37 protein-coding genes are annotated in these 24,964 nt (G+C 54.5%); 4 read left to right on the forward strand and 33 right to left on the reverse strand.

Features of this window, described 5'->3' with window-relative positions; all coding sequences use genetic code 11:
- Positions 1–168: 168 nt before the first annotated feature.
- A complete protein-coding gene (locus tag LN415_01135; protein MCJ2555699.1) occupies positions 169–1,281 on the forward strand; it encodes an Ig-like domain-containing protein in 1,113 nt (370 codons plus the stop codon).
- 6 nt (positions 1,282–1,287) lie between these two features.
- Here the strand turns inward: LN415_01135 and LN415_01140 are convergent, their stop codons facing one another.
- The gene (locus tag LN415_01140; protein MCJ2555700.1) at positions 1,288–2,703 is read right to left on the reverse strand and encodes a DHH family phosphoesterase; all 1,416 of its coding nucleotides are present in this window, start codon (positions 2,701–2,703) and stop codon (positions 1,288–1,290) included.
- A 151-nt stretch (positions 2,704–2,854) separates the two neighbouring features.
- On the opposite strand from LN415_01140, the gene LN415_01145 reads away from it, so the two are divergent.
- Positions 2,855–4,513 carry a tripartite tricarboxylate transporter permease gene (locus tag LN415_01145; protein ID MCJ2555701.1) on the forward strand — a complete coding sequence of 553 codons (1,659 nt, stop codon included), beginning with the start codon at positions 2,855–2,857 and terminating at the stop codon, positions 4,511–4,513.
- A 4-nt stretch (positions 4,514–4,517) separates the two neighbouring features.
- Positions 4,518–4,970, forward strand: a complete 453-nt coding sequence (locus tag LN415_01150; GenBank protein ID MCJ2555702.1) for a hypothetical protein — start codon at positions 4,518–4,520, stop codon at positions 4,968–4,970.
- Here the strand turns inward: LN415_01150 and LN415_01155 are convergent.
- From LN415_01155 to LN415_01185, 7 genes are all read right to left on the reverse strand, one after another.
- Positions 4,950–5,486, reverse strand: a complete 537-nt coding sequence (locus LN415_01155) for a nicotinamide-nucleotide adenylyltransferase (GenBank protein ID MCJ2555703.1) — start codon at positions 5,484–5,486, stop codon at positions 4,950–4,952. The two genes, LN415_01150 and LN415_01155, sit on opposite strands and share 21 nt — an antisense overlap.
- Positions 5,476–5,628 (reverse strand): hypothetical protein, encoded by a 153-nt coding sequence (locus LN415_01160; protein MCJ2555704.1) that lies wholly within the window; start codon positions 5,626–5,628, stop codon positions 5,476–5,478. Before LN415_01160 ends, LN415_01155 begins: the two co-directional genes overlap by 11 nt.
- Positions 5,629–5,640: 12 nt before the next feature.
- On the reverse strand, positions 5,641–7,566 hold the full coding sequence (gene lonB / locus LN415_01165; GenBank protein MCJ2555705.1) for an ATP-dependent protease LonB: 1,926 nt from the start codon (positions 7,564–7,566) through the stop codon (positions 5,641–5,643).
- Between the two features lie 200 nt (positions 7,567–7,766).
- A complete protein-coding gene (locus LN415_01170) occupies positions 7,767–8,294 on the reverse strand; it encodes a GTP-binding protein (GenBank protein ID MCJ2555706.1) in 528 nt (175 codons plus the stop codon).
- 98 nt (positions 8,295–8,392) lie between these two features.
- Positions 8,393–8,944, reverse strand: a complete 552-nt coding sequence (locus LN415_01175; GenBank protein MCJ2555707.1) for a GTP-binding protein — start codon at positions 8,942–8,944, stop codon at positions 8,393–8,395.
- A gap of 90 nt (positions 8,945–9,034) precedes the next feature.
- Complete coding sequence (locus LN415_01180) at positions 9,035–9,583, reverse strand: GTP-binding protein (protein ID MCJ2555708.1); 549 nt, start codon at positions 9,581–9,583, stop codon at positions 9,035–9,037.
- Between the two features lie 82 nt (positions 9,584–9,665).
- Positions 9,666–10,217, reverse strand: coding sequence for a GTP-binding protein (locus LN415_01185; GenBank protein MCJ2555709.1), 552 nt, complete (start codon positions 10,215–10,217; stop codon positions 9,666–9,668).
- A 139-nt stretch (positions 10,218–10,356) separates the two neighbouring features.
- On the opposite strand from LN415_01185, the gene argF reads away from it, so the two are divergent.
- Positions 10,357–11,268, forward strand: a complete 912-nt coding sequence (argF, locus tag LN415_01190; GenBank protein MCJ2555710.1) for an ornithine carbamoyltransferase — start codon at positions 10,357–10,359, stop codon at positions 11,266–11,268.
- Between the two features lie 2 nt (positions 11,269–11,270).
- Here argF and secY read toward each other — a convergent pair whose 3' ends face one another.
- Genes secY through LN415_01315 form a run of 25 tightly spaced genes read right to left on the reverse strand, consistent with a single transcriptional unit; the run spans position 11,271 to position 24,798 of the window.
- Positions 11,271–12,842, reverse strand: a complete 1,572-nt coding sequence (secY, locus tag LN415_01195) for a preprotein translocase subunit SecY (GenBank protein ID MCJ2555711.1) — start codon at positions 12,840–12,842, stop codon at positions 11,271–11,273.
- Complete coding sequence (locus LN415_01200) at positions 12,842–13,291, reverse strand: 50S ribosomal protein L15 (protein MCJ2555712.1); 450 nt, start codon at positions 13,289–13,291, stop codon at positions 12,842–12,844. Before LN415_01200 ends, secY begins: the two co-directional genes overlap by 1 nt.
- Before the next feature lie 2 nt (positions 13,292–13,293).
- Entirely contained in the window at positions 13,294–13,770 is a 477-nt protein-coding gene (locus LN415_01205; protein MCJ2555713.1) for a 50S ribosomal protein L30, read from the reverse strand.
- A complete protein-coding gene (locus LN415_01210) occupies positions 13,767–14,534 on the reverse strand; it encodes a 30S ribosomal protein S5 (protein ID MCJ2555714.1) in 768 nt (255 codons plus the stop codon). The genes LN415_01205 and LN415_01210 overlap by 4 nt, the downstream gene beginning before the upstream one ends.
- On the reverse strand, positions 14,531–15,037 hold the full coding sequence (locus LN415_01215; GenBank protein MCJ2555715.1) for a 50S ribosomal protein L18: 507 nt from the start codon (positions 15,035–15,037) through the stop codon (positions 14,531–14,533). Before LN415_01215 ends, LN415_01210 begins: the two co-directional genes overlap by 4 nt.
- A complete protein-coding gene (locus LN415_01220; GenBank protein MCJ2555716.1) occupies positions 15,034–15,489 on the reverse strand; it encodes a 50S ribosomal protein L19e in 456 nt (151 codons plus the stop codon). Before LN415_01220 ends, LN415_01215 begins: the two co-directional genes overlap by 4 nt.
- Positions 15,446–16,105 (reverse strand): 50S ribosomal protein L32e, encoded by a 660-nt coding sequence (locus LN415_01225; GenBank protein ID MCJ2555717.1) that lies wholly within the window; start codon positions 16,103–16,105, stop codon positions 15,446–15,448. The genes LN415_01220 and LN415_01225 overlap by 44 nt, the downstream gene beginning before the upstream one ends.
- Positions 16,098–16,658: a 50S ribosomal protein L6 gene (locus tag LN415_01230; protein ID MCJ2555718.1), complete on the reverse strand. Its 561-nt coding sequence runs from the start codon at positions 16,656–16,658 to the stop codon at positions 16,098–16,100. The genes LN415_01225 and LN415_01230 overlap by 8 nt, the downstream gene beginning before the upstream one ends.
- Positions 16,659–16,667: 9 nt before the next feature.
- On the reverse strand, positions 16,668–17,057 hold the full coding sequence (locus LN415_01235) for a 30S ribosomal protein S8 (protein MCJ2555719.1): 390 nt from the start codon (positions 17,055–17,057) through the stop codon (positions 16,668–16,670).
- Between the two features lie 9 nt (positions 17,058–17,066).
- Entirely contained in the window at positions 17,067–17,213 is a 147-nt protein-coding gene (locus tag LN415_01240; protein ID MCJ2555720.1) for a 30S ribosomal protein S14, read from the reverse strand.
- Positions 17,210–17,710 carry a 50S ribosomal protein L5 gene (locus LN415_01245; protein MCJ2555721.1) on the reverse strand — a complete coding sequence of 167 codons (501 nt, stop codon included), beginning with the start codon at positions 17,708–17,710 and terminating at the stop codon, positions 17,210–17,212. Before LN415_01245 ends, LN415_01240 begins: the two co-directional genes overlap by 4 nt.
- Positions 17,711–17,727: 17 nt before the next feature.
- Positions 17,728–18,438 carry a 30S ribosomal protein S4e gene (locus LN415_01250; protein MCJ2555722.1) on the reverse strand — a complete coding sequence of 237 codons (711 nt, stop codon included), beginning with the start codon at positions 18,436–18,438 and terminating at the stop codon, positions 17,728–17,730.
- The gene (gene rplX, locus LN415_01255; GenBank protein ID MCJ2555723.1) at positions 18,435–18,809 is read right to left on the reverse strand and encodes a 50S ribosomal protein L24; all 375 of its coding nucleotides are present in this window, start codon (positions 18,807–18,809) and stop codon (positions 18,435–18,437) included. Before rplX ends, LN415_01250 begins: the two co-directional genes overlap by 4 nt.
- A gap of 10 nt (positions 18,810–18,819) precedes the next feature.
- Positions 18,820–19,218 (reverse strand): 50S ribosomal protein L14, encoded by a 399-nt coding sequence (locus tag LN415_01260; GenBank protein ID MCJ2555724.1) that lies wholly within the window; start codon positions 19,216–19,218, stop codon positions 18,820–18,822.
- A gap of 4 nt (positions 19,219–19,222) precedes the next feature.
- The gene (locus tag LN415_01265; GenBank protein MCJ2555725.1) at positions 19,223–19,561 is read right to left on the reverse strand and encodes a 30S ribosomal protein S17; all 339 of its coding nucleotides are present in this window, start codon (positions 19,559–19,561) and stop codon (positions 19,223–19,225) included.
- A 3-nt stretch (positions 19,562–19,564) separates the two neighbouring features.
- Positions 19,565–19,813, reverse strand: a complete 249-nt coding sequence (locus tag LN415_01270; GenBank protein MCJ2555726.1) for a ribonuclease P protein subunit — start codon at positions 19,811–19,813, stop codon at positions 19,565–19,567.
- Between the two features lie 16 nt (positions 19,814–19,829).
- On the reverse strand, positions 19,830–20,129 hold the full coding sequence (yciH, locus tag LN415_01275) for a stress response translation initiation inhibitor YciH (GenBank protein ID MCJ2555727.1): 300 nt from the start codon (positions 20,127–20,129) through the stop codon (positions 19,830–19,832).
- Entirely contained in the window at positions 20,129–20,362 is a 234-nt protein-coding gene (gene rpmC / locus LN415_01280) for a 50S ribosomal protein L29 (GenBank protein MCJ2555728.1), read from the reverse strand. Before rpmC ends, yciH begins: the two co-directional genes overlap by 1 nt.
- On the reverse strand, positions 20,283–21,116 hold the full coding sequence (locus LN415_01285; GenBank protein ID MCJ2555729.1) for a 30S ribosomal protein S3: 834 nt from the start codon (positions 21,114–21,116) through the stop codon (positions 20,283–20,285). Before LN415_01285 ends, rpmC begins: the two co-directional genes overlap by 80 nt.
- A gap of 1 nt (position 21,117) precedes the next feature.
- Positions 21,118–21,567: a 50S ribosomal protein L22 gene (locus LN415_01290; GenBank protein MCJ2555730.1), complete on the reverse strand. Its 450-nt coding sequence runs from the start codon at positions 21,565–21,567 to the stop codon at positions 21,118–21,120.
- Between the two features lie 7 nt (positions 21,568–21,574).
- Positions 21,575–22,039, reverse strand: a complete 465-nt coding sequence (locus tag LN415_01295) for a 30S ribosomal protein S19 (protein MCJ2555731.1) — start codon at positions 22,037–22,039, stop codon at positions 21,575–21,577.
- A gap of 1 nt (position 22,040) precedes the next feature.
- Positions 22,041–22,742: a 50S ribosomal protein L2 gene (locus LN415_01300; protein MCJ2555732.1), complete on the reverse strand. Its 702-nt coding sequence runs from the start codon at positions 22,740–22,742 to the stop codon at positions 22,041–22,043.
- Entirely contained in the window at positions 22,743–23,033 is a 291-nt protein-coding gene (locus tag LN415_01305; GenBank protein MCJ2555733.1) for a 50S ribosomal protein L23, read from the reverse strand.
- Positions 23,027–23,800 carry a 50S ribosomal protein L4 gene (gene rpl4p, locus LN415_01310; protein MCJ2555734.1) on the reverse strand — a complete coding sequence of 258 codons (774 nt, stop codon included), beginning with the start codon at positions 23,798–23,800 and terminating at the stop codon, positions 23,027–23,029. Before rpl4p ends, LN415_01305 begins: the two co-directional genes overlap by 7 nt.
- Entirely contained in the window at positions 23,800–24,798 is a 999-nt protein-coding gene (locus tag LN415_01315; protein ID MCJ2555735.1) for a 50S ribosomal protein L3, read from the reverse strand. The genes rpl4p and LN415_01315 overlap by 1 nt, the downstream gene beginning before the upstream one ends.
- Between the last annotated feature and the right edge of the window lie 166 nt (positions 24,799–24,964).

Genomic DNA, 24,964 nt, shown 5'->3' on the forward strand with positions numbered 1-24,964 from the left:
ACTCTTTGCGAAGGGTGTAGGAGTGGGTATGACATGATCAACGATTCGGATTGAACCGGGAGCAGGCAGGAATCTCGTATCATATCTAGGGTTCAATGACACTGGAGCAATCACAGACGTGGACTATTAATAACTGATTGCCTGTATATTGCCAGGTACGGTGGGAAGTTGAGTCTCCTGAGAGTAGCTGCGGTCCTGAGCCTTGCCTGCATGTTGATGACAGCCATTCCGGCGCAAGAGAGTGTGCCAGCGGACCCGCCAGGAACGCGTGCGGACGGCGATAGGACCGTCACGCTCGAGTTGCTCACGGCAACTTGGTGCGCAGGCTGCCCGTACGCCGATGCCGTTGCTGACAGACTGCTGAGAGTCATCGGTCCAGAACGACTGTCCGTCATTCAATATCACGTGACCATGACCGACCCGATGAGAATCAATGAATCGGATGCTCGCAGGCACACGTATGGAGATCCAGGACTCCCCTCTTTGTTCCTCGACGGCGAGTTCAAGAGCGATGAAGCGACATCCTACGAAGAGACCTTCGACAGGTATCTTACCTTTGTCCAGGAGAGCCTCCAGGTCGATACACCCGTGAGCATGGGACTCACATACGACCTGGGCGGCGGATCCGTAACGCTCAACACATCAATGGACAGTAGCGAATCGCTGGTAGGCCAGAATCTCTTTCTCAGGGTCGTCTTGTTCGAGAACATCCTGGAGGATGGCGGTAAGATATACAACTACACCGCAAGGGCATACAACGAGACTTCGGTGGATCTGGTGAGCTCTCCAACGATCGAGTCGGTGACCTTCGCATTGGACGGGTCGTGGGTCGTCGAGAACATGGGTGCCGCGGCTTTTCTTCAGGTGGATTCAGATGGCGGGATCTATCAGTCAGTCAATGTCATGTTCGGAGATCCGCCGGTAGTCACGATTACTAGTCCCTCGGGCGGTTCCGTTTCGGGCGACTTGACCGTTGAGGGGAGCTGCACTGGGGGCAGGACACTATCCGAGGTCTTCCTGAAGACCGATGACGGGCTCTGGGTCGAGGTAGAAGGAACAACGACATGGCAGCACGATATCGACACGACAACGCTCTCTGACGGTTCCCACACGATATACGCAAAGGTCTACGACGTTGCCGGAACCTACTCGCAGACAGACGTCTTGTCCATCACGGTGGAAAACGAGGAGCCCGTCCCTGGCTTCGAGACCGCACTTCTTCTCGTCGCGTTTCTGTCGGTTGCGGTCATCCTGGGCGGGATAAGAAGACTGAAGAAGTGAGGAGACTCACTCCGGCCTCATTTGGTTCATAATGATATTCTGCGCCAGTTCGAGGAACTCCTCCTCTCTGTTGTACGGGATGGTCGCACCGGCGGCGACATTATGGCCTCCTCCTGCCCCGCCCGTAGTTTCGGCAGCCTCCCTCATGACAACCGAAAGGTCAAGACCCCTCGAAACAAGGGTCTTCGTCGCCCTGGCAGAGACCTTCACTCCCTCGTCTGAATGCGCGAAGGCGAAGAGAGGACGCGACTTGTCGATCTCGGGAGAGGACATTAGGATCCCTGCTGTGATTCCGATGACAGTGTCTTTTATTCTTGTTCCTCCATGAAAATACTGGAGGTGGTCCAACTCGATGATTCCCGTGTCGGCGGCCACCTTGAGGGACTCGACAAGATACCCCCTGTGCGTCCGGAGCAGATTGAGCGCCTCATCCAGCCTCTCCTCTCTGTTCCCGAGACATATCTCCATGCCGATTCCCGCCTTGTCATATCTGCCGCAGGAATTCAACAGTGTGGCGAACTCCTTTGCGTCGCGGAGGACGGACTTCTCCTTCTCCTGAACGAGCGTGTAGCACTCGCCCACGATTCTCTCGATGTGCTCACGACCCAGGCCCGATTCCAGCAGCAATGTCACGAGAGCAGAGACAAGCCTCTGCTTCTCAGAGGAGCTCAGGTCGGACCAGCATCTCCAATCATCCCCTGCCTTGACAGGTATCCCGATCTCTTCTAGGAACGTGACGCATGCGCTGTGGTTGCCATTGAGGCCGGGCAACAATGGGTCGGTCGAGTACTTGAGGAGCCTGGGCACGGGGCGAGTCTCTCTCCCGAAGTAACGGATGTCCGTATCGATTCTCACAGAGCCGTGTTCCTCAGCGTCACTGAGTATCTTCCTGTTCGAGCCGATGAGCCGTCTGTGGTTCTGGTCCTGCATATCTCCAACTGCACCCACAATCGCGAGACCGGAAAGGCGTACGTTCTCACTGTTCATCTCCTTTGCGAGGATGTAGGTCACTCCCGCTCCGCTCAAGTCCAGAGAGCCATCCAGGCCGTACATGTGCGGATTCAGCATGTTGGGCCCCTTTCCCCGGATCGGAGGAAGAAGGCGACCCCTGTCTCCTCCCGCGAACGATTCCGATGGAACGTGATGATCGGTGATGATTCCAGGAATCTCGGAGATTAGGTTGTAACTGCCGGCACCGATATCTGTGAACCACACGAACTCGGGACTTCGTTCGAGGATTCTCCCGGCCGCATCATCGTCAAGGCTCTTCACGAACAGGATGTCATGGTCGATTCCAGCTTGCGTGAGGGAACCGGAGGCAATGGAGCCCGCGGCGATTCCGTCGGCGTCTATGTGACTGACAATCAGGACTTCATTCCTCTTCAGCATCTCTTCCGACAGCTTCCTCGCGAGATAGTGCATCCTTGAACACGATTGGCCAATGGATATTAAAGGTCTTTCCTGGACAAAACGTCCAGTCATCGAACGTTTCTGGAATACGGGTTTGATGTGAGACAATCGGACATGTGTATTTTCAATCAAGGTTAAGCTGAAATCCCTCGATACTGAGCTAGTGGAACCTGTCCTGCTTGTGCTGTGCGTTGTCTTCCTTTCGATAGTGGGCACCGCGCTCGGTGTGATCACGGGCTTGACGCCTGGTATTCATGTGAATCTCGTCGCGGCCTCCTTCGTGGCTCTGCACGCTCAGCTGACCGCACTCGTCTCCTTTCTCGTTGGCTGGGCCGGTCCAACCAGTTCAGACATCCTCATCCTCATATGTTGCATCATCATCGCCAACGCAGTCTCGCACACCTTCCTCGACTACATACCATCTGTGTTCCTTGGCGCGCCTGACGCGGACACCGCGCTCTCCGTGCTGCCGGGCCATAGAATGTTGCTGAAGGGCAGAGGATACGAGGCCGTCCTCCTCTCCGCATTCGGGAGCCTGGTTGCATTGTTCTTCTTCCTGTGCCTGTTGTTCCCCGCCAGATTCCTGATGGGGAGTCCACTTCACGTCTACGAGAAGCTCTCGTGGTCGATACCGTTCATACTCGTGACGGTCGTCACCATGCTCATTGTGAGTGAGCGGACGAGAATGGAAAGATGCAGGCCTGTGCTCCGCTGCACTTCCGGTGGCATCTTGGACAACGAGCGGGAGTTCCAGCGGATGCAGAATCTCGTGGGAGGCGAGACAGAGTCCCCTCTCTCGGATCAGTTGTGGAAGGCGGTAGTTGCCAAGGGAACGATTCTGAGGCGGAAGTCTCAATCCGTCCTGCTTTCGACTGAGAATGGATCGGTGAGAGTGGAGCTCGAGCTCCCCTGCAGACTCGCGGAGGGTGACAAGGCATACATTGCGGCGGTAGTCGAACCATCTCCTTCGTATCGACAGGCCCTTGTGACCAAGATCTGGGCACTCGGTGTGTTTCTGGCTTCCGGGTTGTTGGGATATGTCGTTCTCTCGAGCGGTCTCTTTGGAATCAACTGGTTCCCTTTCCCCTCCCTCGTTATTGACAAGAGCTCGGTCGGCCTCTTCCCCCTCTTCACAGGGCTGTTCGGTTTTTCCACACTGATTCTGAGCCTTGCGAGGAACACTGGAGTCCCCGAGCAATGCGTGGAAATCAATGAAGGAGAACTCTTCCGAGGTCATTTCTCCTCAGGTCTCAAGGGTGCACTAGCGGGATGCTTTGCGGGTTGGTTTCCCGGAATCAGCAACGCAACCGCGACAGTGATCGCAAAGATGCTGGACGATAGGGAGAAGAAAGGCGACTCGGAGAAGGATTTCATCGTCGCGGTATCGGCGGTGAACACATCCAGTTGCTTCTTCACACTTCTGGCGCTCTTTGTGCTGCTCAGGGCCAGGAGCGGTGTCATGAATGCAATGATAGGCGCGTTGGGTGACGCTCTCGTGCCGTGGACCGAGATCGAGCTAGTTCCTCTAGCAATGACAACTCTTCTCCTCTCTGGAGTCATCGCAGCGTGTATCGGCTTCATCCTCACGAAGAAGATTGGGCGGAGGTTCGCTCTTGCCTGCTCAAACTTAGATTATAGGAAGCTGGTCTACTCGATCATTCTCCTTCTCATCGCAATGGTCTTCCTATTGAGCGGGTTGCTCGGACTGGTAATCGCTCTCCTTGCAACGTGTCTTGGCATGATTCCGCCTCTGGTCGGGGTCAAAAGGGTCCACTTGATGGGTTGTCTGATCCTCCCCCTCATAATCCTGTTCGTGGGGTGACCACGTGCCCGCTCTCCTCATTCATGTTCTGTTGGCGGCCGCGGTTCAAGGTCTGGTCAGCTTCACACTGGTCGGTGAGGGGATTAGCGAGTTCACTTTCTACGCCGCTATCGTGTCCATTCTTGTCGACTTGGACCATCGCTCTGATGAAAAGAGGTCTTCGGCGGTTCATTCGTTGTTCACTATGTCACTGCTTTCCGCCATTTGTGTCGCGACCGCTGTCGTGGCGGGTGATGTGTGGACAGGCTTCCTCCTCATCTCCCTGTTCGTGGGCTTCGCAAGCCACATCTCCCTGGACATGACCGATGGTGAGGGAATCTACATCATGCCTCGGAACAGAGGAATGATCCCACCGTTCTGCAGAGCCAGAAGGCCAGGGAAATCGAGAAGGAGGAGACTTCACCTGATACTCGCGGGTCTATCCGTCTCCGTGCTTCTAGTCCTCGTCTGTATCTGAGGTCTTGCCGGCTGTTCTTCGGATTCTTTCAAGTCCGCCCATCTCGACGAGGACGTCTCGGACAGCGGGAGGAACCAGTGCCTCCCAGTCTCCGTCCTCCAGCATGCGCCTTCTGACTTCGGTCCCTGAGAGCGCGTCCCTCTCCACCAGAGGCATAGCCCTCGCGTCAAAGCCCCTTTCCTGGAGGAGTCTGATTGTCAATGGGTCATTCGAGTAGACAACCTGCAGGTCAGGGACGAGGTCCGCAACTCGGTCGACCCACAGTTTGTCGTTGTGCAAGTCCTCGATTGCCACGATCTCATAATTCTCGAACCCCTCCTTCTCCATCGTTGACCTTATCATCACGGCCCTCTCCTCAAACGAGAAGGGGTTCTTCTTAGTATCCTTGTACTGGGAACTCCCTATTCCGAACCTGATGCCGCTGTGTTCTTCTCGTATCAGTTTCACCATGGCCAGGTGTCCTCTGTGAAAGGGTTGAAATCTGCCAATGAAGAGTGGCCATGCGTCAGTCCTCATCGAAACTCTCCTCAAAGAACTCATCTATGTGGGGGCAGTAGACAGTCAGGTACTTCGAGCAATGCTCGCAAGATCCGTCGTCGAGCTCGCTGTCCAATTCCTTATGAAATGCGTATTCGTCGCAGCTTTCCGTCCGGCTCAAATGAACCCCTTCCTATTGGGGAATGGCTCTATCGGCTGGTGTCGTCGGTTTCGAGACCAACGCGGCCAGTTTCTCCAGAAGACCCTCCTTCCTCTTTCCGACGAGCGCGTGCACTAGAACATCCTTGAGAGTCTCGACTGGAATCACTTCGATCTCCCCTATGTACTTGTCCTCCAGCAGGACATCCTTCATATTGGACTTGGGAATTATCACCTTCTTGAGACCCATCTCTGCAGCCGCCTCTATCTTGGCCGTCACGGCACCAACCGGAAGGACCTGCCCTCTGACGCTCAGCGACCCCGTCATTCCGACGCTCTGGTCGACCTCTACATCCTCAAGTGCGGATATCACAGCCGTGGCAACCGATATGGAAGCGGAATCCCCTTCTGTTCCTTCGCTGCTTCCGACGAACTGAACGTGAATATCGTGATTGCTTATGTCCTGGCCCGTGAACTTCTTGATTAGGGCGGACACGTTCTGCACGGATTCTCTGGCTATCTCTCCCAGCTTCCCCGTTGCGATTATCTTCCCGCCATCCTTCGTCTGGGCTGGAGTCACCTCAGCCACAATCGGAAGAAGGATGCCGGAGAATTCCACCATGCCGCTTGCACCGTGCAGGACCGCCAGACCGTTGACAACTCCGACAGCCTCTCCCTCAACCATGGATGTGGCGTACATCTTCCTGTCTTCTATTATCCTGTCTGCGATCTGCTGCTCGAGCGACCTGGCAATCTTCTTTCCCCTGTAAACGTGATCAGCTGTGACGAGCGGAGCCTTATCCTCTGTGGCGATGTCCCCAGCGACTCGGATGAGGCCGCCCAGCTCTCTCAAGCGCAAGGTCAGCCTTCCCTTCCTCCCGCTCCGCCTTCTCGCCTCTCGGAGGATCTCGGTGACCGCGCCCTTATCGAAGTGAGGGATCTTCTTGTCCTTGGCCACTTCCTGGGCTACGAATCTGATGAGCTTCACTCTGTTGCTGTGCGTGTCACTCATGATGTTCTTCATGTAGACCTCGTAGCCGTAGCCTCTTATTCTGGACCTCAGGGCGGGATGCATGCCGGAGACCGCATCCAGATTCCCAGCCGCCACGAGTATGAAATCGCAGGGAACGGCTTCTGTCTTCACCATGGCTCCGGAGCTTCTCTCGCTCTGACCGACTATGCTGAACTTCTTCTCCTGCAAGGCGGTAAGCAGGCTCTGCTGGCTTTCCAACCTCAGCATGTTGATCTCATCGAGGAAGAGAACGCCCTTGTGGGCGCGGTGGATTGCACCCGCGTCCACTCTGTCGTGAGACGGTGTCTCTAGACCGCCCGACTGGAAGGGATCGTGCTTCACATCTCCAAGGAGAGCGCCGGCATGAGATCCTGTGGCATCGATGAAAGGCGGAAGATCATCAGGATCGTGGGACACCAGCAGTTTGGGTATCATCATGGCCTCCTGCTTGCGTCCAGTATATCTTGAGAACATGAAAACTATGACTGCTATCAGAATGCCGATCATCAGTGGCGTGGGGTCGAAAGAAATCGCTCCGCTGGCGCTGTCGTACCTTATGGAGAGCATTACGGCCAGCCCCACGATTATGAACATGATGGTCATCATTAGAGAGGCTTTTTGCTCCCTTCTCTGCATGGCCTCTGCTTTCTGGGCACCCACTATTTCCTTTCCCTTGCCAGCGGGCACTACCCTTATCCTAGGCTCATTTGGGTCGTCAGGGTTGTGATAGACGAGAATGTCCTGGAGCTCTTCCTTGGAGAGCAGCTCCACCATGGAGTTGGCGAGCATCGACTTTCCAGTCCCTGGATCGCCTATGAGCATCACATGCCTTTTCTGCTCTGCGGCCTTCTTGATGACCACAACGGACTCGTCCTGACCTATCACCTGTTCCACGAGGCTTGAAGGTATCTCTATTTCCGCAGTGGACTCGATGTCCTGACCCACCATCCACTCATCTATCGGAGGCAAGTCCTCATCATCTGAATAGTTCGCGGGCTCCCCACTCATCGATTCACCAATCTGGATGCACCCATACCTAGGCAGTTCTGATATAAATTCTGCACCCTCTTAAATGTTTGTATATGAACGGCGGACTCTGGCAAGACGATTCCTCGAACCACAGAACGAAGAAGAGAGACTCTGGAGGACTATCTCTCAATGTTCTTCACAATGAGTCTCGCAATCTCCTCGAAAACTTGCTCCACCCCGTCTCCCGTCCTTGCACTGGTCATGAGGTAAGATGAACCTATTTCCTCGCTCAGCTCCCTCACATCATCCTCTCCGAACTGCGCCTCATCCTTCAAGTCGATTTTGTTGGCAACGAACCTTACGGGGACTTCGCCGGTGACCTTGGTGACCGAGTCGATCCAGTTCTTCAGTTCCAAGAGCGTGTCCTTTCGGGTGACATCGCAGACTGCCAGTATACCCTGGGCTCCATGGAAGTAAGCTTCCTTGAGGAGTTCTCGGAACCCCTTCTCTCCCATGATATCCCAGATCATCAGGTTGACCTTAATGTCGTTGCCGCCATCGAGCTTCGGGAGCAGCAAGCCTTTCTTCGTTACCTTGGCTCCCAGCGTAGCTATGTAGAGATCCTCGAACATGTCAAGGACATACCTCCGAATCAGGCTGGTCTTGCCCACTGCCGCCTCTCCGACAAGGCAGATCTTTGTCTTCATTATCTCGACGTCGTTCGATTCCGGAGACATTATGGGAAACACATCTGAAGACGCCATTAAGAACCCTACCCCGCAATTATCGAGATTGAGAATGAATCCTACGCAAGGACATCCTTTCCCGCGATTTTATCTGCAATTCTCATGAACGCGGTCTCCACGTTCCTTCCTGTTTTCGCACTTGTCAGAAGGTAAGATGAGTCGTAGGATTCCCCCATCATCTTCATGTCATCTTCCTCTACGGTCTTGGACTCCGCGAGATCTATCTTGTTTCCCAAGAAGACCACAGGAACGGATCCTGCCACTTTTTCTACAGCGCTAATCCACGTGGGGAGTTCGTAGTAGCTGTCCTCCCTGGTCATGTCGCAAACAGCCAACATCCCCTGGGCACCGTAGAAGTACGCCTCTTTGAGCAGCTCCCGGAACCCCTTCTCTCCCATGATGTCCCAGATCGTTAGGTCGACATCAAGATTCGTTCTCCGCTCAGGATACTGGAGCAGAAGGGCCTTCTTTGTGATTTTCGCACCAATCGTCTGTATGTACCTGTCACTGAAAGTGTTGTAGACGTATCTCTGTATCAGACTCGTCTTACCAACGGCGTACTCTCCAATGAGACAAACCTTCATCTTGATGTTTCTTACGTCACTCATCATGATGCCTCCATCGCCCCTATGAATAATCCGCACGATAAATAGCACTTTTCGTACGGCTATCAGCACTGATTATCAATCCGTATTCTCAGACTAGGCGACCCTTCTCTTCGTGATTGCGTCGGCGATTGCGAAGAAGGCTTTGTCCACATTCTCGCCCGTCTTAGCGCTCGTGAAAATGTAGGGAGATTTATGCTTGGCGCTCATTTCTCGCAGTTCACCCTCAGTGAAAGTTAGCTGGTCCTTCAGATCTGCCTTGTTGGCCAGGAACTGGATGGGTAGCTTCCCGGTGACAGTCTCGATTGCGCTTATCCAACTCTCCAGGTCGGGGAGGGTGTTCTTCCTTGTTACATCGCAGACAGCGAGGACCCCCTGTGCACCGTGGAAATACGCCTCTTTGAGCAGCTCGCGGAAGCCCTTCTCTCCCATGATGTCCCAAATCGTCATGTCGATTCGGATCTCGCTGCCATTGTCTGGGGATTCAACCATCAGCTCCTTCTTCGTTATCTTCGCTCCCAGAGTGGATATGTACCTGTCATCAAACTCGTCGAGCACATATTTCCTGATGAGGCTGGTCTTGCCGACCGCACCCTCACCAACCAAGCATATCTTCACTTTCATGGTGTCGCTGCTTCCGAACATCTGTCACCATCCCCTATGGATGTAGTTGGAAGAAGACGGAAGTTCTCAGATATAGGTTTCTGCGAGATTATCAGCGTTGATACTAGTCCTCGAGCTCTCCCATTTTCTGGCGAGCGATCTTCTCCGCCAGCTCCTTGAACGCCAACTCCACGTTCTCTCCAGTCTTGGCGCTCGTGTAGTAGAATCTCGAGTCGTACGCTCGGCTCGCTTGCTCCAGATCATTCTCGGCGAGCGCTCTGTCATCCTTCAGGTCAATCTTGTTCGCGAGGAACTCTATGGGAACCTTCCCGGTCACGCTGTAGACCCCCTCAATCCAATCGTCCAGCTCGGAAAGCGTGTCCTTGCGTGTCATATCGCAGACCGCGATTACGCCTTTGGCTCCGTAGAAATAGGCCTCCTTCAGAAGCTCTCGGAATCCCTTCTGACCCATTATGTCCCATATGGTCATGTCGATTTGAAGCTCCACATCCTTTTCCTTGACATCCACAGCGATTTCCTTCTTGGATACCTTGGTTCCCAGGGTCTGGAGATACTTGTCGTCGAACTCATCGAGAACGAACCTTCGAATCAGACTGGTCTTTCCCACTGCACCTTCGCCGACCATGCATATCTTCATCTTCATCTTCTTTTTCAAAGGGATTCCCCCAACGCTTATTCCTCAGGTTCTTTCCGAACACTTGAACTCATATAAGGATTTGTGTTTTGTTATCAATGCTGATATTTCCCATCACGTCGAAAGCTTATTGTTAGCCTGCGATATCTAGGACACGATGATGCAGAAGGATTACCTTTCGGTGCTCGATGCGAGAGATGAATTTGCGGAACTGGTCCAGTCGGCGCTTGACCTGAAGAAGCGAGATGGATCGGGTGAGAATGACGAGCCTCTTAAGGGCAGGACACTGGCAATGATATTCGAGAAAAGCAGCACCAGGACGCGCGTCTCTTTTGAGGTCGCGATGAACCAGCTTGGCGGGAGGTCGCTGTTCCTCAATCCGCAGGACACCCAGCTCGGAAGGGGCGAGACGATCTCGGACACGGCGAGAACACTGAGCAGGTACGTTGACTGCATCGCCTACAGGGCCTTCGACCACGAGATGGTGCTTGATCTAGCGAGGAATTCCTCCATCCCGGTGATCAACGCACTCGATGATCTCGAACACCCTTGTCAGGCCCTAGCGGATGTCGTGACGATTGCCGAGAGGAGGACGCCCAGGGGATTGAAGCTGGCCTACGTCGGTGACGGGAACAACGTCTGCAACTCCCTTCTGCTCGCATGTTCAATCACCGGCATCGACATCTCGGCTGCCTGTCCTGAGGGGCACGAGCCGGATCAGGGCATCGTCGAAGACGCTCGGAGGCTGGCCTCGCGAGCGGGGTCCAGGTGCGACGTCTTGAGGGACCCGAGAGAAGCCGTCCACGAGGCCAACGTGATCTATACGGATGTATGGGTCTCCATGGGAGACACAGATGGCGAGAAGAGGCTCGAAGCCTTCAGTGAATACCAAGTGAACTCGGATCTTGTCGCGCTGGCCTCCCCCGACTGCCTAATAATGCACTGCCTTCCCGCGCACCGGGGACAGGAAATCACCGGTGAAGTGATTGACGGCCCCCAGTCAATCGTGTTCGACCAGGCTGAGAACCGCCTCCACGCGCAGAAGGCCTTGCTCCTCGCTTTGCTCAGATGAGATCATTCCGAGCCAAAGAACCCTCTCAGAACCGGGTGCATCTCCATCATCTGTTCTCTGCCCATCGCCTCGTAGAACTGGATCAATATGCCCACAGCTAGCAGAACCCCCGTTCCGCTGGCATTTCCGACAGTCCCTAACAAGTCTGCACCCGCGGCCAAGGAGCCGACAGCCGCTCCGCTAATGACCGTCACCACGGGGATATACCTTTCCAGCACTCTCCTGAGAACTCGCGGGTCCCGCCTGAACCCTGGAATCTGCATCCCGCTACCCTCAATCTGCTTGGCAACCGCTTCCGGTCCCATGTTTGTAGTCTCGATCCAGAACTTGGCAAAGATTATCGAGCCTACGACCATCACCCCCACGTAGATTAGAAGGTGAGCCACCACCTGCACATACGAGTGGCCTCTCAGGAGGTGTTCATAACTGTCTGGACCTAAAAGCGGAAGGAGCCAATCACCCACACCCATCACGGTCGAGAGGTAGTAGGCCACTCCCGTCATGGGCGTCGTACGCGAGATACCTAAAGCCTCCGCGTCCGCTGCCGACGTTGGGTATGAACCAATCATCCAGTTCTGTCCAACAATGGGCCAGTCCGGGTTGTTCCAGAAGAGGAGGGAGAACATGCTCACGTTTGCCAGCACGGCCGCCATCAGTATGACCGGTATGTTGGATGCATAGATGAGACGTATCGGATACCTCCCCCTGGCACCTCGGGCAGCGCCGTGCGCCAAGGGAAGCTCGATTCTCATGGACTCCGCATAGGCCACGATGAGGAAGATAACCATGGTTCCCACCAAGGCAATCACAGGATTCGGATCCTGGAGGAGAATCTGCTCAAGACCTCCCTGGGAAACACCAGAAACGCTCATGTTGTTGAGGTACCACATCGTCTTCGGTATGGTCCCCGGGGGCACCCCCCCAGCCTCAGCGGGTATCCAGTTGAACGTGCCGACGAAGATCTGCTGAGAGACTCCGCCAGCAATGAACAGGCTGACGCCGCTTCCTATGCCCCATTTCGAGACGACCTCGTCCATCAGGAAGACCAGATAGCTACCGATGACCAGCTGGCCCACTATCAGAGAGTTCGCCATCATCTCTCCCTGTCCTGGGGCGAACCCCTCCATTCTCGAAACGAAGTCCCCCGAGGGATGAAGGAAGCCGAAGACCTGTGGTATGGCTTCCACGACTATCATGATGATGACGAGGAGCTTCTGTGTGCCCTGGTACACGGACTTGTCTTCGTCGTTGGTCAGGTCAAGCTTGATGATCTTCGATCCCGCGAAGAGCTGCATGATGATGGACCCGGTCACGATTGGACCTATGCCCAGATGCATCAGCGAGCCCTGTGCCCCAGCCAGGATAGCTCGGAGACTCGCGAATACATCTATGGTTTCTGCCGGGTCAAGACCGTATATGAATACGTTGGTCAGAGCGAAGTACAGGACGAGGATGAGAACGACCCAGAGCATTTTGGTCCTGAAGTGGACATGCCCAACGGGCTTCGCAACCGCGGGGAGCCTGTCCGTGATGGGTTTCAGGGCGTATAACCTGCTCTTTCCCTCTTCGACCATCAGTCGTTCCTCTCCGATTCCTCCGTTCCTGACGTGACTACTTCTCCTCCTGCCTTCTGGACTTTCTGGGTGGCGGATTCGGATGCTTCGCTAACGATTATCTTCATCTTTGTCCTGACCTGCCCTCGCCCAAGCAGCTTGTCTATCCCCATCTTCCCCAGGTCCACAGTGACGATGTTCTTGGACTTCTCTGCGAACCCCTCTACTGTGATCTCATCGAGCCTCTCCTCAACCTCTGCGAGATTGATTGTGTTCTTCTTCACCACAAGACTATGATGTCTCTTGAAGCCGTGGTCACCGAAATAGGGGTCTTTCATCTTGACTGCAGTCATGTACTTGTGCTTGTGAAGACCGGCGTTACCTCTGCCTCCTCGCTTGCCAGCGCCTCTGCCTGCCTTCTTGCCTCTTCCGTGAGTCCTCTTCGCTCTGAATTTCGATGTCCTTCCCATTCTCAGCCCTCGTGAACGAACAGCATTCTGGTCAATAGGTCATTAATTTTTTCCCCTCGGTATCCGAGAGACCCACCGAGCGTATATGGCTTCTTGATGCCCTCGAAGCCCTTCAGTGGCGGGTGGAGTCGCAAGACCGGACCGAGCCCGCTCAGCGAACCCATGCCCTCATCTCCTTTTGCGACAGCCTTTGCAAACGCGATCACTGATTTGAACTTGGAGTTCTTCTTGACGTATGAGTCTGTTATCTTCTCGCCAGCGGCCGAACCTCTGGTGACAAGCATTCTGGCCAGGGTTTCCGGCTGGATCTCGCCCCAGGTTATGTAGTCCTTCGCCTTCTGGAGCATCCCGTTGTATTGTGGATTTTCCGGGATGACGACACAGTGGTTTGACTTGTTCAGCCTGAGGAATCTCATCGTGTCGGCGATATCCTTCGAGATATTGATAGTGCCTCTGATCCTGATGACCGCGTATGTCATTCAGACTTCTCCTTTGCTTTCTCTCCTTCCTCCCCCTGTGCCTCCGAGGTCTTCTTCTCCTCTTTCGGTTCACCCTCGGTCTCCACGGGTTCTGACGTGTCGCCTTCTGCCCGAATTTCGGTTGGTCCGGAGACTATGCACAGGATTTTGGATTGCTCTTCAGACATCTTCATGGCGCCCGTTTGCTTCAGTGCATCGAACGCGGCGAAAGCGTAGTTCACCGTGGTCCTGGAGTGTCCCTTGGTGAAGCCCCAAGCGTCCTTAATGCCCGCCAACCTGAGTATGCTCCTCGCAACGCCTCCCACGGCGAGGGAAATGCCCCTCGGTGCGGGTTTCAGAACGACCTCAACCGATCCGCTCTTGCCCTTGACTTGGAACGGAAGGGAGTGTGCTCTTCCACACCCGCATTCCCAGGATCCGCAACCCCTCTTCACTTCGACAACGTTTAGCTTCGCAGCATCTATCGTCTTCCTTATTGCCGGGCCAACCTCTTTCCCCTTGGTCCTTCCCAGCCCCACGTAGCCATCCTCATTGCCGACGACGGCCACGATAACGAAGTTGACCCTCCGTCCGCTGTCCGTCATCCTCTGGACCATGTTAACGTCAAGAACCTCATCGCCAAGATTGGGGAGCAGGATGTCCACGATCTGTGGCTCCTTGAGCGGAAGGCCTGTATCCAGCGCTTCCCTCATGCTTGATATCTCCCCGCGGAAGACCATCTTCCCGAGCCTTGTCTTGGGCTGCCAGTCCGGTTTATACCTCATTTGCCGTCCTCCATCTTGGACATCACTGCCTCAAACGCCTTGACAGCGTCCTCGCCGATATGTTCTCCTCTTGTCCTCTCTTCGCTCGGGAGTATCTCCTCGCCGCAGGGTATCTGGAGGCCTGCGTCCAACAGCCCCTTCAGTGAAGCGAAGACCCTGGACCCTTTCGTAGGCACGTGCAAGCCCATGTCGAGCACGGCCTTCTCTACGCCATTCTCAAGCGCCCTTCTGCCAGCCAGATATCCAGTGAGATAGGCCGCCGGGATACTTGACGTCGATCTCTCCCAACCCAGCTTCCTGAGCTCGGTCGAGACCGCCGAACTGAGCACTCTGTCACCGGTGGGGTCGTAACTCATGACTTGGACCGACGTGCTCCTATTGGAAGCTCTGACGACAGCCCTCGGCAGACCGGACCTCAGCAACCTCGACCTGAGCCTATAGTCCGTCCTTCCCTCGCGCCTCCTCCGGAATGCCACTCTTTTTCTCGGACCCCTGACCATCATTCATCCCCCTTAAGATATCCGCCTGACCTAAGGTGCGTCTCGAGGTGCGATTTGCTCTTAAAGACTCCGCCCTTCGCCTGGAGATAGAACTTCCTGTAAGTCGATACGTCTATCTTCCCCTCGTCTCGGAGTTCACGCAGTCTTTCCCTTATCGGCCGGATGGTCTGAATCCACCTTTCCTTCTTCGGCTTCCTGGCCTTGCTGGTGCCCTTCCGGCTTCCCTGGCCTCTGCCTCTCCCCTTCTTCCTCTGGCCTCTGTAGTATCTTGTCCGGCCTCTGGAGATCCCTTTCTTCTGCTTAGCCTTTATCGTTCCTGCATCAATCTGGATTTGGATGTCTGTTCTTGTTATGGCATCGGCTACATCTTCCATTCGGAGCGGGTCGATCCACACCCTGTTGACCCCGCACTTAAGAAGACTGGCTGCCATTCTCCTCTGATTCTTCAGGTTCATGAACCATGCTCCTGTTCAGTATGCGGATTCCAATCTCGTCTGCTCTTGCCTCAATCTCAACACGCTTCCTGGTCCCCACCGAGTGCCCGATGCGAGCCGCTTGGGTCTTCGGATCGAGCACTTCTAGTTCTTTCACATTGTGGATGAGGGCATCCCTAAAGCCTGAAGGATGGAGTCCTCTGGCCTTTCGCGGTGATCGATATCCGACCGACACCATCTTGGGTCTGTACTTCAACCCCTTTCTCATCTTTGAATGAAGGCCGCGTGGTTTCCTCCAGCTCTTGCCCAACTTCTTGTACCTAAACCACTCCTGTCTCCTGAACGCGGGTCTCTTCCGCTTCTGCTTCTCTCTGACCTTGAGAAGCAGCTTTGTCTCATCATCCAGAACGGGTTTTATCTTTGGTCGTACCGCCTCTTCCTCTATGATCTCGATTTCCTCTTCTTCCTCTTTCAGACGACTCCTCAGTCTCTTCCTGAGTTCAGCGACTGTCCCTTCCGTATCGAGCCCTTGGGACTCGCACATCTCGATGAGCTCAGCCTTTCTGGCCTTGCCTATCTCCGTCAGCGTTGGCGGTTCTGCCTTCCTCTCGACCTTCTTAGCCTTCTTCTCACTCATTCTCCTGCACCTTGGGTTTCTCTGTTATGTATACGCCGTCCTGAAAGACTCGAGGATCGAATCCTTTTATCTTTGTGGCCTGCTCGATATTCGCGGCCGACTGACCCACGTCCTCTTTGCTGTTACCCTTAAGTTTCACAGTGTCCCCTTTGACCGTAACCTCGGTCTCACCCATTATCCTCGCCGTCCTGGGATGCCTTTCTCCCAAGAAGTTCTCAATCAGCACGATACTCCGTTCCTCATTCACGGAGACCTTCATCGGGAAGTGAGCGTAGACAATCCTCATTTCGCACTCGAATCCCTTCGCCGTGCCCAGCATCATGTTCCTTATGTGGGATGCAAACGTTCCCACCAAAGCCGCTTCCTTCTTCTTCGGGAACTCACATGACACCACGATCTCATCCCCGTCCTTGTCAACGGAGACCAGAGGATGGAAGAAACGTCTCTCTACGGTGGATCCATGGCTCGAGATAGTGACCTTGTCCTCTTCGACGGCTGCGTCGACACCGTCAGGGATTCCGATTCTTTTCTCAATCCTTCCTGATACTGGCATTGATAGCACCTAATACACAAACGCGAGCAGCTTTCCGCCAACACCGAGCTCCTTGGCCCTCGAGTGAGACAGTACACCTTCCGTCGTCGTCAGAATGAGGACACCGAAGTTCTGGGCGGGCAGGAACCTTGACTCGTACTTCTCGAGATTCACCCTCTTCACGGAGAAGCGGGGCTTGATGACACCACAGTTGTTTATGTTTCCGTTCAGTTCCACCTCGAAGATTCCAGACTTGCCATCCTCTATGTATTCGAACTTCCTGATGAACCTGTTCTCCTGCATCACCTTGAGTACTCTGGCTATGAGTTTCGAGGATGGCCTAATCAAGCACTTCCTCTTCCCAGAGAGTTCCGCATTCCTTATGCGAACCATGGCATCGTTCAATGGATCATGCTGCACGCCTATCACCTATGAGTACTTCCTGAAGCCGAGCTCGAAGGCAACTTCGCGGAAGCATTGGCGGCAGAGATAGATTCTGCTCCTTCTGATGATGCCCCGCTTGCGCCCGCATCGCTTGCAGCCTCTCTTCCTTCCGAACTCCTTCTTCGGTTTCATCCGACTACCTCAATCTCAAACCTGTCCTGTATGAACTGAATCCCTTCTTCACGGGTCACTCTGTGCCTAATCGGGATCTTTGACGTTCTTCTCCTTCTCTTGGTCACCCGGTAGCCAGGGCGCTTTAGACTAACGGAGACGTCCATCCCGAAGATTCCGATCTCGGGATCGTACTTCATCTCCTCGAACTCCGTGTAGTCAGGGACACCGAACGAGAAGTTCCCCTCAGGGTCGAAGTTATAGTTCGCGAGTCTGTTGTTCTTCACCCAAAGGGCTCGCTTGAGGAAATCCTCAGCCTTCTCGCCCCTCAACGTCACCTTGCACCCAATCGGCATGCCTTCTCTAATGCCAAGATCCTTGTTCGTCGTCTTTGAAATGGTCTCTACTGGCCTCTGGCCTGTGAGCATTTCGAGAACCTTCTGAGCCTTGATGAGTCTCTCTCCTGCCTCGCCTACGCCGATATTGACCACGGTTTTCTCGATTCTTAAGCCTCTCATATCACTCACTTATTCGTCTAGACGACCTTTGTTTCTGGTATCTTAATCTCAGGGGATTTCTTGCCCACGACGAAGACGTTTCTGAAGGAAGTGCTGAAGCCCTCCTCGAACGTGACCTCGTTCTCCCTCGGGTTTCTGGATTCCTCGTATTCCTTGAGCTTGACTAGCTCCCCAACATGCTTCCCACCAACAAGGAGGGCGACGTTTCCTTTCGTCAACTCATAGTGGTCCATTATCTTCTGGTCAGGAACGCTGATCTTCAAGACATCTCCAGTCCTGTATGCATTCTTGTCGAGGAGGATGTTCCTGCCGTCGAACATGTTGAGCTGAATCCTTCCGCCTCTCACGGTAGTCTTCCCCTCGATTCTCGAGAGCTTCCATTTCGCCTGTTTGGCGTCTATTCCAACTAGTCGAAGCCTGCCTTTCGTGTCGATCAGCATCCTGAAGTGCTCCTTCTTCTGCTCGAACGAGAGGACATCCATCAGACCGACGCCTCTCTTCAGGTCCCTCATGGGCTTCCCGTCTACTCGAACCCCTCTAGATGAAAGGAGCATCCTCGCTTCTCTGGCACTATCGCAGTAGTGGAGCGTGTCCCTCAGGATGATCTGCAGGGGAATCGACTCTTCCAAGCCGTGGGGTCCTGGTCTCGGTCTTGCGACCCATTTGTGCTTCTTCCTTGGAATCATCCAACTCCTTGGTGACGCCAGTCGTTTCAGGTGTTTCTTCATTCTCTATCTCCCAGCGCTTCGAATTTTTCTCTCCTCACAGGGTCGGAGAGATCCAGCTTCGTTATTATCAAGTTTGACGGATGGATCTTCTTTCCGATCTGGGTACCATCCGCTTTCTTTCTCGTCAGCCCTTCGATTGTAATCGTCATGCTCTTCGTGTCCGTCGTGGCAATCTTGCCCTCGTGACCCCTGTCGGTCCCACGGGTGATACGCACGGTGTCCCCCTTGCGGACGGGTACAGCGCGCGGGTAGGCCTTCTTCTCGTCTCCGAGATACTTCTCGGATAGATGGGCAGACATCCTCTTCCTCCTCGTATGCCAGGGGGCTGTGTATAGATCCTTTCTCTGCTTTCTAGCCTTCCCGCTTTTCATCGTTACACCCTCATACTATCATCGATGCCGTCGCAGCGATACGAGGCCATCTTTCGGCAGCTTCCCTCGCCACGGGGCCTTTGATGTCCGTGCCCTTCGTCTCGCCCGTGGGCGTTGTAATCACCACGGCATTATCCTCAAACTGAACCATCACTCCGTCCGATCTTCGGAACGGCCTTCTCTGTCTGACTATGACGGCATACACAAGCTGTTTCCTCATCTCAGGCGTCCCCTTCTTCACGCTCACCACAAGTAGATCGCCGATTCCGGCGCTCGGATACCGTCTCAACCGTCCGTGATACTTGGGGACCTCCACGATCTGGACGACCCTCGCTCCAGTGTTGTCTATGCAATCCAGATACGCTCCCTTTGGGAGGCCTCTTGTCTGTCTTCCGGCTATCCCCTTCATTCGGCTAGTCCTCCCTCTTCTCGATCGCCACGTATGTTACGGTCTTGCTGAGCGGGCGGCATTCCATTATCGCCACGCTGTCCCCACGCTCGATCTCCAGACACGGGGGGCTGTGAGCCACGTATTCCCTTGTTCGCTTCTCGTATCTCTCGTACTTCGGTATCAGCCTGATGTACTCTCTTTCCACGACTATCGTGTTCTTCATCTTGCTGGATTTCACCTTGCCTTTCAGGGTCTGACCCCTTACTGGAAGATTCCCGTGGAAAGGACAGTGAGCATCATCGCAGCTCTTCTTTGGAGTGGGAACGTCCATTCCGATATCTCTCGCCTTCTTCTTCGGCATGTTTCACCTCGCTCGCTTTGTCCTGTCTTCCGGACGGTGGAGGAGCCTCGCTCCGTCTATGTCAACACCTCCATCGATATGGAACCTGAATAGCGTTCCTTGCTTCGGTACGGTCTTTTCCACGTCCTTCACGTCAATCACTACCGTGTTCTTGGTCTCGTCCACAACAGTCCCCCTGAACCCAACAAGGTTACTGCAAGTCGAGCTGATGACCTCTGCTTCCAGCCCTATCAACTCATGTTTGTGGAGCATCGTAGACCTCTTCATATCATCTGACTTCGACTGTGAACCCTATATCCTCCAGGGCAAGCTTGACTTTCTTCTTGTGTTCCCCCTGGAGCTCGATTCGTCCGTCCTTCACTGTGCCACCTGCAGCGCACTTCGTCTTCAGCCTCTTTGCCAGGTCATCGATGTCGATGTCGGCGGCATCGATTCCCTCGACAATCGTGACCATCTTTCCATAGCGCCTCCTGTCGCTGTAGATTTTTATGCGCTGCTGTTCCCTGGCTATCTCTTCGCACATGCACAATTCTTGTGGAAGCCCACAAACTGGGCAGATCCCAGCCATTATTTCTTTTCCTCCTTGACTGCCTCCTCTCCTTTCGTCTCCTCTTCCTGGATTATCGTGAGTAATCGTGATATGTTGGACCTGATTGCCCTAATCCTTCCCGGGCTTGCTGGAGCACCGCCCATTGCTGCGACTCCTCTCTCGTGCATGAGGTCATTCCTGAGCTCTTTCAGCTTCTTTTGCCTCTCCTCGATGTTCATCTCCCTTATCTCGCTTGTCCTCAGCAGCGCCATTCTCAACCTCCTTGGTTTCCGCTTTCTCCTTCACTTCTTTCGGCTTGGCCTTCTTATCCGAGACTTCCTCTTTCGGGATGGGTTCTGCCTCAACTGCAGGGGCCTCCTCGACATCCGTCGGTTCGTCTGCCGCAGGTTCTTCCGCCTCATCTCTTGGTTCACGGTCGATTATGTCGATTTCATCTGGAAGCCTCGCCCTTGGGTCCATGATCATGACCTTCACTCCAATGACTCCGAGTTTGACCTTGGCAATGGCGAACCCCTCTCTCATCCAGAGCTGCTTGGGCTCCCCACAGAACTTGATGTGCCCAGCCTTGAACTTCTCCATCCTGTGCCTCTGGCCTGTTATCTTGCCTGAGATGACCACAAGGCATCCTTTGGCTCCAGCACCCATTATCCTCCTGACTGTCGAGTGCCCCGCTCTCCTGAAGTGCCAGCCCCTCTCGAGGGCACTCGCCAGCTTCTCGGCCATTATCTGCGAATTGAGGCTTGCGTCCTGCACTTCCTGGACCTCGATTTGGGGATTCTCAAACCCGAATCTCGCTTCAACCGCCTGAGTGAGGCGTTTTATCGTGGCTCCCTTTCTTCCTATGACCAATCCAGGTCTCTCAGTGATGAGTGTGACCCTGTATCCCATCGGAGTCCTCTGAATGTCTAGACCGCCGAAGCCCGCTCTCTGTGTCTTCGCCATGAGGTACTCCTTCAGGAGTATCCTGCGGATTTTTTCTTCTACGATCTTTCTCTCGTTCGCCAAACTATTCCTCCTCGCTCCTGAGTATGACCTCGATGTTGACCGTCTCCTTGTTCCAGGGCGTGCTTCTCCCCCTCGCTCTCGCCTTGAATCCCTCGATCCGCCGACCGGGATGGGCCGCGATGACCTCGATTCTCATTGTCTCCGGGTCGAGCTCGTTCATCTCTGCGTTCGATTGCGCGTCCTTGAGAACCTTGAGTATGGCCTTAGCAACGCGAACTGGGTAACCTCCCGTAACTCCGCCCTTCTTGTGAGAAATCGTCTTCTTGTATCTTCTATAGGGGATAATCCTCCTCTTCTCGATGACCTCCTCGAGGAGATCCTTTGCCTCCTCGACGTTCATCCCCCTAAGTGCTGTGCACACTTCGACCGACTTCTTCGGCGATATCGGAATCTCCTTCCCGATTGCCTTTGCGATGTCTTCTTCTTCCGGTGTTGCGGTGTAACCCATCATTCTCCTCCTACTTCAGTGGCATGTACTTGGATGATCGCGTAGCTCCCACGCCTGGTCCCGAATGTTTCACGGGCTTCCTGGTGAGGGCGAACTCGCCAAGATAGTGGCCAATCATCTCTGGTTTGATGTCGACCCTGACGAACTCTTTCCCGTTGTATACATCTATCCTCCTTCCGACGAAGTCAGGGAGGATGATTATCTCTCTTCTGTGAGTCCTCAACACTTCCTTCTCGTTCGTTCTGACCTTATCTACGAACGTCTTCTGCTCGTCGTTGAGCCCCCTGTTGATGGTCCTCCTCGCTCTTGCTGGCAAAAGCTCGACGAACTTGTCGAAGGGCATCTCCTGCAGTTCTGGAAGGCTGTATCCTCTGTAGGTGAACTCCTTCCTCCTTCGAATCTCAATCGCACCCTCCTTCTTTCTCGTCCGCCTTCTGGCGGCTTTTGAGGAACCTGAAGTCTTTGTCTTTGCCATCTCATCTCCTCTGCTTCTTCTTCTTCTTTGAGGACAGCCTTCCGACCTTCCTTCCCGGCGGTGCATTAGCCGAAACAGTGCTCGGCTTACCCACATGCTGGTGGCTGCCTCCTCCGTGGGGGTGGCTCACAGCATTCATCGCGACACCGCTTGTCTTGAACGGGGCTTTCGCTCTGCTCCTGAGGGCCTGCACCTTCTTGCCAGCCTTCGCGAAGGGTTTCTCTCCTCTCCCGCTTCCCGCAACGACGCCAACCATGGCTCTGCATTTCGGATCGAACGACCTGAACTTCCCCGATGGGAGCCTCACGACTGTCCTTGTACCGTGGCTGAGGATCATGGCGGCGGTTCCGGCCGAGCGAGCGAACTTGCCTCCGTCTCCCGGCTTGGACTCTACATTGAAGATAAGGGTGCTCTCAGGAATCCTACCAAGGGGGAGGACATGACCGCGCTCCACTGAGACCTTCCCGATGCTGACGGTCTCGCCGATCTGGAGGCCATCAGATGCAAGCATGAACACATCATTCCTACCAAACCTCACCTTGGCGAGTGGGGCGGTGTGGCCCGGGGAATGGACGAGGTCCACGACCACTCCATCAAGGTCATCTATCTTGGGCAGATGAACCGGTCCCCTGTGCCGATGGCTGGGTGAGGAGTATGTGCGGGAGCCCTTGCCCCTTCTCTGCGTTCTCAGTCTCTTCCCCATTCAGAACACTCCAATCCTGTCACCGACGTCCTTCGCAGAGTAGCCTTCCTTGAGCTTTATCACGGCGTGCTTCCCATCCTTTCTTATCTTCGTGTTGACCTTCTCCACCTTGACTTCGAAGAGGCTTTCAAAAGCCTCCCTAATCTCCCTCTTGGTCGCGGATCTCTTAACAATGAACTCGAGCCTGTTCCCATCCCTGAGGTCCTGCTTCGCCGTGCCGTCGATGCCAGTCATAGTCTTCTCTGTGACGTAGGGATGCAGGAGGATCTCGAACTCGCTACCCTTCACCATGCTCTCAACTCCTCCAGAGCGCTCTCACTGAAGAGGACGAGCCTTCCCGGTTCTCCTCCTGGAGCTAGAATCTCAGTGTTCAAGTGCTTCGAGGTGGAGACATCCACGCCCGGTATGTTTGTGAATGCACGGCTCGATTCTGAGCTGGATGAGAGGGCAACGAGTACGCTCCGGGGCCGTCTGTACCTCCTCGACCTCATCTTTCCGCGGCCCGCCCGGATCTTCTTCTTGCTTGCACGGAGCACATCATCATAGACCTTGATAGATTGTAGAAGCTCTGTGGCTTCCTGTGTCGTCTTCAGGACCTCGATGTCGTCCTCAACAACTACTGGAAGCGTCAGATCAGCTTCGAAAACATGTCCGCGCTTCACCACGAGCCCGGCGTCCTTGGTCGCGGCGAGAGCCGATGCCCTTGCCATCGCTCTCTCCTTCCTGTTTATCTTCTTTGACCAGTCATGCTCGGGTCTTGGCGGATGCGCTTTCCTGCCCCCAACAGTGCCCGGAGACTGCGCCCCCGTGCGCTGCCCTGTCATTCTCTGGACGCGAGAGACTCCTCGACCCTTTCCCCACGTGGAGACCGCATGTCTCATGCCCGACCTGGGACTCGGACCGTATGACTGCCGCCTGTTGGCCTGGGCCGAGACCACGGCTCTCCGTATGAGATCCGTCCTGATGCTGGTCATGAATACTTCTGGAAGTTCGATGGTTCTGACTACTTCCCCCTCGACCGAGTAGACATTCACTTCGTTGTCCTTCTTCTTAGCCATCAAGCTCCCTGCTTCGATGTTGTTGATATGTATTCAAGATCAACCTTGTCAACCGGTGAAAAGGTTGGCCTTATTGCGTTCCTCAGTCTTACCAGTCTCTTCGTCGGACCGGGGACCGAACCGTGAAGGAGGATGTAGCCGTTCCTCACAGCGCCGTACGAAAGGAATCCTCCTTCGGGCGTGATTCTCTCTCCGTTCTCCCCTATCTTAAGGACCCTTTTATTGTACTCTGTCCTCTGGTGATATCCAACCTGTCCAGCTTGCGGAACGGTAGGCCTCGTATACCCCGGTCTGAACGTCCCGGTCGTTCCGACGCCTCTTCGCTTCTTGCTGTCCTTGTGCGAGAGGAGCTTCGTTCCCCATCTCTTGTGATGACCACCGAAGCCCTTGCCCTTCGTTACCGCTGCGACATCAATGACATCCCCTTCTCGGGTGAAATCCTGGATATCGAGATCCTTCCCAATGATGGTCTTCGCGTACTCAAGCCTCTCCTCAATCGTCCCTCCACCGATTCTGTTCTCCATGATCTCAGGCGATTTCTTGGGAACACCTGTGACCAGATATGGCTGAGTGTACACAAGCACTCTGACCTCATCCACCTTGACTGGGTCAACCTCCTTCCACGCCTTGTCGGTATCGTACTTCTTCGGTACTGGGAGCCTCTTCCTGAGATGCTTGTCAAGCTTCTGGGACCAGATTTCGGTGACTGTTTTAAGTCCGTAAGGCGTGTCCTTGTACAATCGTACGGCAGCGACCTTCATCGGAGGGACCTCGATAACCGTGACAGGGACTTGAACCTCCTGACCACTGGTCGTGCTCGATTTCCTGTAGTCCACGACAAGCGCATGAGTCATTCCAGCCTTGTATCCTGCGAACCCTTGGACTCTGGGGCCATCGCTGATATCGGGCCAAGATGAGAATTTCGGGATCTCACTCGCGGCCCGCTTACGGGGAGAATACCCCATGGAGCCATGTCTGGGCCTGTGTCTTTTCGGCATTCTGGCTTCTCCGATTCGGATGCTCCGAGTTGAGCCCTTGACCGTGGCGCCTCAAGTATATCCCCAAAAGCAGTGGGACATATCGTTGGGTTCCTTGTTCACCCAGGGCGTCTGGCCAAGGCAGAGCGTCAGTCAGATGATAGCAGTCCTATATAACACTTATGCA

The sequence above is a fragment of the Candidatus Thermoplasmatota archaeon genome, assembly GCA_022848865.1.
Classification (GTDB): Archaea; Thermoplasmatota; Thermoplasmata; order RBG-16-68-12; family JAGMCJ01; genus JAGMCJ01.

Excerpts from the sequence above, each read along its gene's own strand:
- LN415_01140 (MCJ2555700.1), bottom strand. The coding sequence starts at position 2,703 with ATGCACTATCTCGCGAGGAAGCTGTCGGAAGAGATGCTGAAGAGGAAT.
- LN415_01155 (MCJ2555703.1), bottom strand. The coding sequence starts at position 5,486 with ATGAGGACTGACGCATGGCCACTCTTCATTGGCAGATTTCAACCCTTT.
- lonB (MCJ2555705.1), bottom strand. The coding sequence starts at position 7,566 with ATGGTGGGTCAGGACATCGAGTCCACTGCGGAAATAGAGATACCTTCA.
- LN415_01170 (MCJ2555706.1), bottom strand. The coding sequence starts at position 8,294 with ATGAAGACAAAGATCTGCCTTGTCGGAGAGGCGGCAGTGGGCAAGACC.
- LN415_01175 (MCJ2555707.1), bottom strand. The coding sequence starts at position 8,944 with ATGATGAGTGACGTAAGAAACATCAAGATGAAGGTTTGTCTCATTGGA.
- LN415_01180 (MCJ2555708.1), bottom strand. The coding sequence starts at position 9,583 with ATGTTCGGAAGCAGCGACACCATGAAAGTGAAGATATGCTTGGTTGGT.
- argF (MCJ2555710.1), top strand. The coding sequence starts at position 10,357 with ATGCAGAAGGATTACCTTTCGGTGCTCGATGCGAGAGATGAATTTGCG.
- secY (MCJ2555711.1), bottom strand. The coding sequence starts at position 12,842 with ATGGTCGAAGAGGGAAAGAGCAGGTTATACGCCCTGAAACCCATCACG.
- LN415_01200 (MCJ2555712.1), bottom strand. The coding sequence starts at position 13,291 with ATGGGAAGGACATCGAAATTCAGAGCGAAGAGGACTCACGGAAGAGGC.
- LN415_01205 (MCJ2555713.1), bottom strand. The coding sequence starts at position 13,770 with ATGACATACGCGGTCATCAGGATCAGAGGCACTATCAATATCTCGAAG.
- LN415_01210 (MCJ2555714.1), bottom strand. The coding sequence starts at position 14,534 with ATGAGGTATAAACCGGACTGGCAGCCCAAGACAAGGCTCGGGAAGATG.
- LN415_01215 (MCJ2555715.1), bottom strand. The coding sequence starts at position 15,037 with ATGATGGTCAGGGGTCCGAGAAAAAGAGTGGCATTCCGGAGGAGGCGC.
- LN415_01220 (MCJ2555716.1), bottom strand. The coding sequence starts at position 15,489 with ATGAACCTGAAGAATCAGAGGAGAATGGCAGCCAGTCTTCTTAAGTGC.
- LN415_01225 (MCJ2555717.1), bottom strand. The coding sequence starts at position 16,105 with ATGAGTGAGAAGAAGGCTAAGAAGGTCGAGAGGAAGGCAGAACCGCCA.
- LN415_01230 (MCJ2555718.1), bottom strand. The coding sequence starts at position 16,658 with ATGCCAGTATCAGGAAGGATTGAGAAAAGAATCGGAATCCCTGACGGT.
- LN415_01240 (MCJ2555720.1), bottom strand. The coding sequence starts at position 17,213 with ATGAAACCGAAGAAGGAGTTCGGAAGGAAGAGAGGCTGCAAGCGATGC.
- LN415_01245 (MCJ2555721.1), bottom strand. The coding sequence starts at position 17,710 with ATGAGAGGCTTAAGAATCGAGAAAACCGTGGTCAATATCGGCGTAGGC.
- LN415_01250 (MCJ2555722.1), bottom strand. The coding sequence starts at position 18,438 with ATGAAGAAACACCTGAAACGACTGGCGTCACCAAGGAGTTGGATGATT.
- rplX (MCJ2555723.1), bottom strand. The coding sequence starts at position 18,809 with ATGAAAAGCGGGAAGGCTAGAAAGCAGAGAAAGGATCTATACACAGCC.
- LN415_01260 (MCJ2555724.1), bottom strand. The coding sequence starts at position 19,218 with ATGAAGGGGATAGCCGGAAGACAGACAAGAGGCCTCCCAAAGGGAGCG.
- LN415_01265 (MCJ2555725.1), bottom strand. The coding sequence starts at position 19,561 with ATGCCGAAGAAGAAGGCGAGAGATATCGGAATGGACGTTCCCACTCCA.
- LN415_01270 (MCJ2555726.1), bottom strand. The coding sequence starts at position 19,813 with ATGCTCCACAAACATGAGTTGATAGGGCTGGAAGCAGAGGTCATCAGC.
- yciH (MCJ2555727.1), bottom strand. The coding sequence starts at position 20,129 with ATGGCTGGGATCTGCCCAGTTTGTGGGCTTCCACAAGAATTGTGCATG.
- rpmC (MCJ2555728.1), bottom strand. The coding sequence starts at position 20,362 with ATGGCGCTGCTGAGGACAAGCGAGATAAGGGAGATGAACATCGAGGAG.
- LN415_01290 (MCJ2555730.1), bottom strand. The coding sequence starts at position 21,567 with ATGATGGGTTACACCGCAACACCGGAAGAAGAAGACATCGCAAAGGCA.
- LN415_01295 (MCJ2555731.1), bottom strand. The coding sequence starts at position 22,039 with ATGGCAAAGACAAAGACTTCAGGTTCCTCAAAAGCCGCCAGAAGGCGG.
- LN415_01300 (MCJ2555732.1), bottom strand. The coding sequence starts at position 22,742 with ATGGGGAAGAGACTGAGAACGCAGAGAAGGGGCAAGGGCTCCCGCACA.
- LN415_01305 (MCJ2555733.1), bottom strand. The coding sequence starts at position 23,033 with ATGGTGAAGGGTAGCGAGTTCGAGATCCTCCTGCATCCCTACGTCACA.
- rpl4p (MCJ2555734.1), bottom strand. The coding sequence starts at position 23,800 with ATGGCTAAGAAGAAGGACAACGAAGTGAATGTCTACTCGGTCGAGGGG.
- LN415_01315 (MCJ2555735.1), bottom strand. The coding sequence starts at position 24,798 with ATGCCGAAAAGACACAGGCCCAGACATGGCTCCATGGGGTATTCTCCC.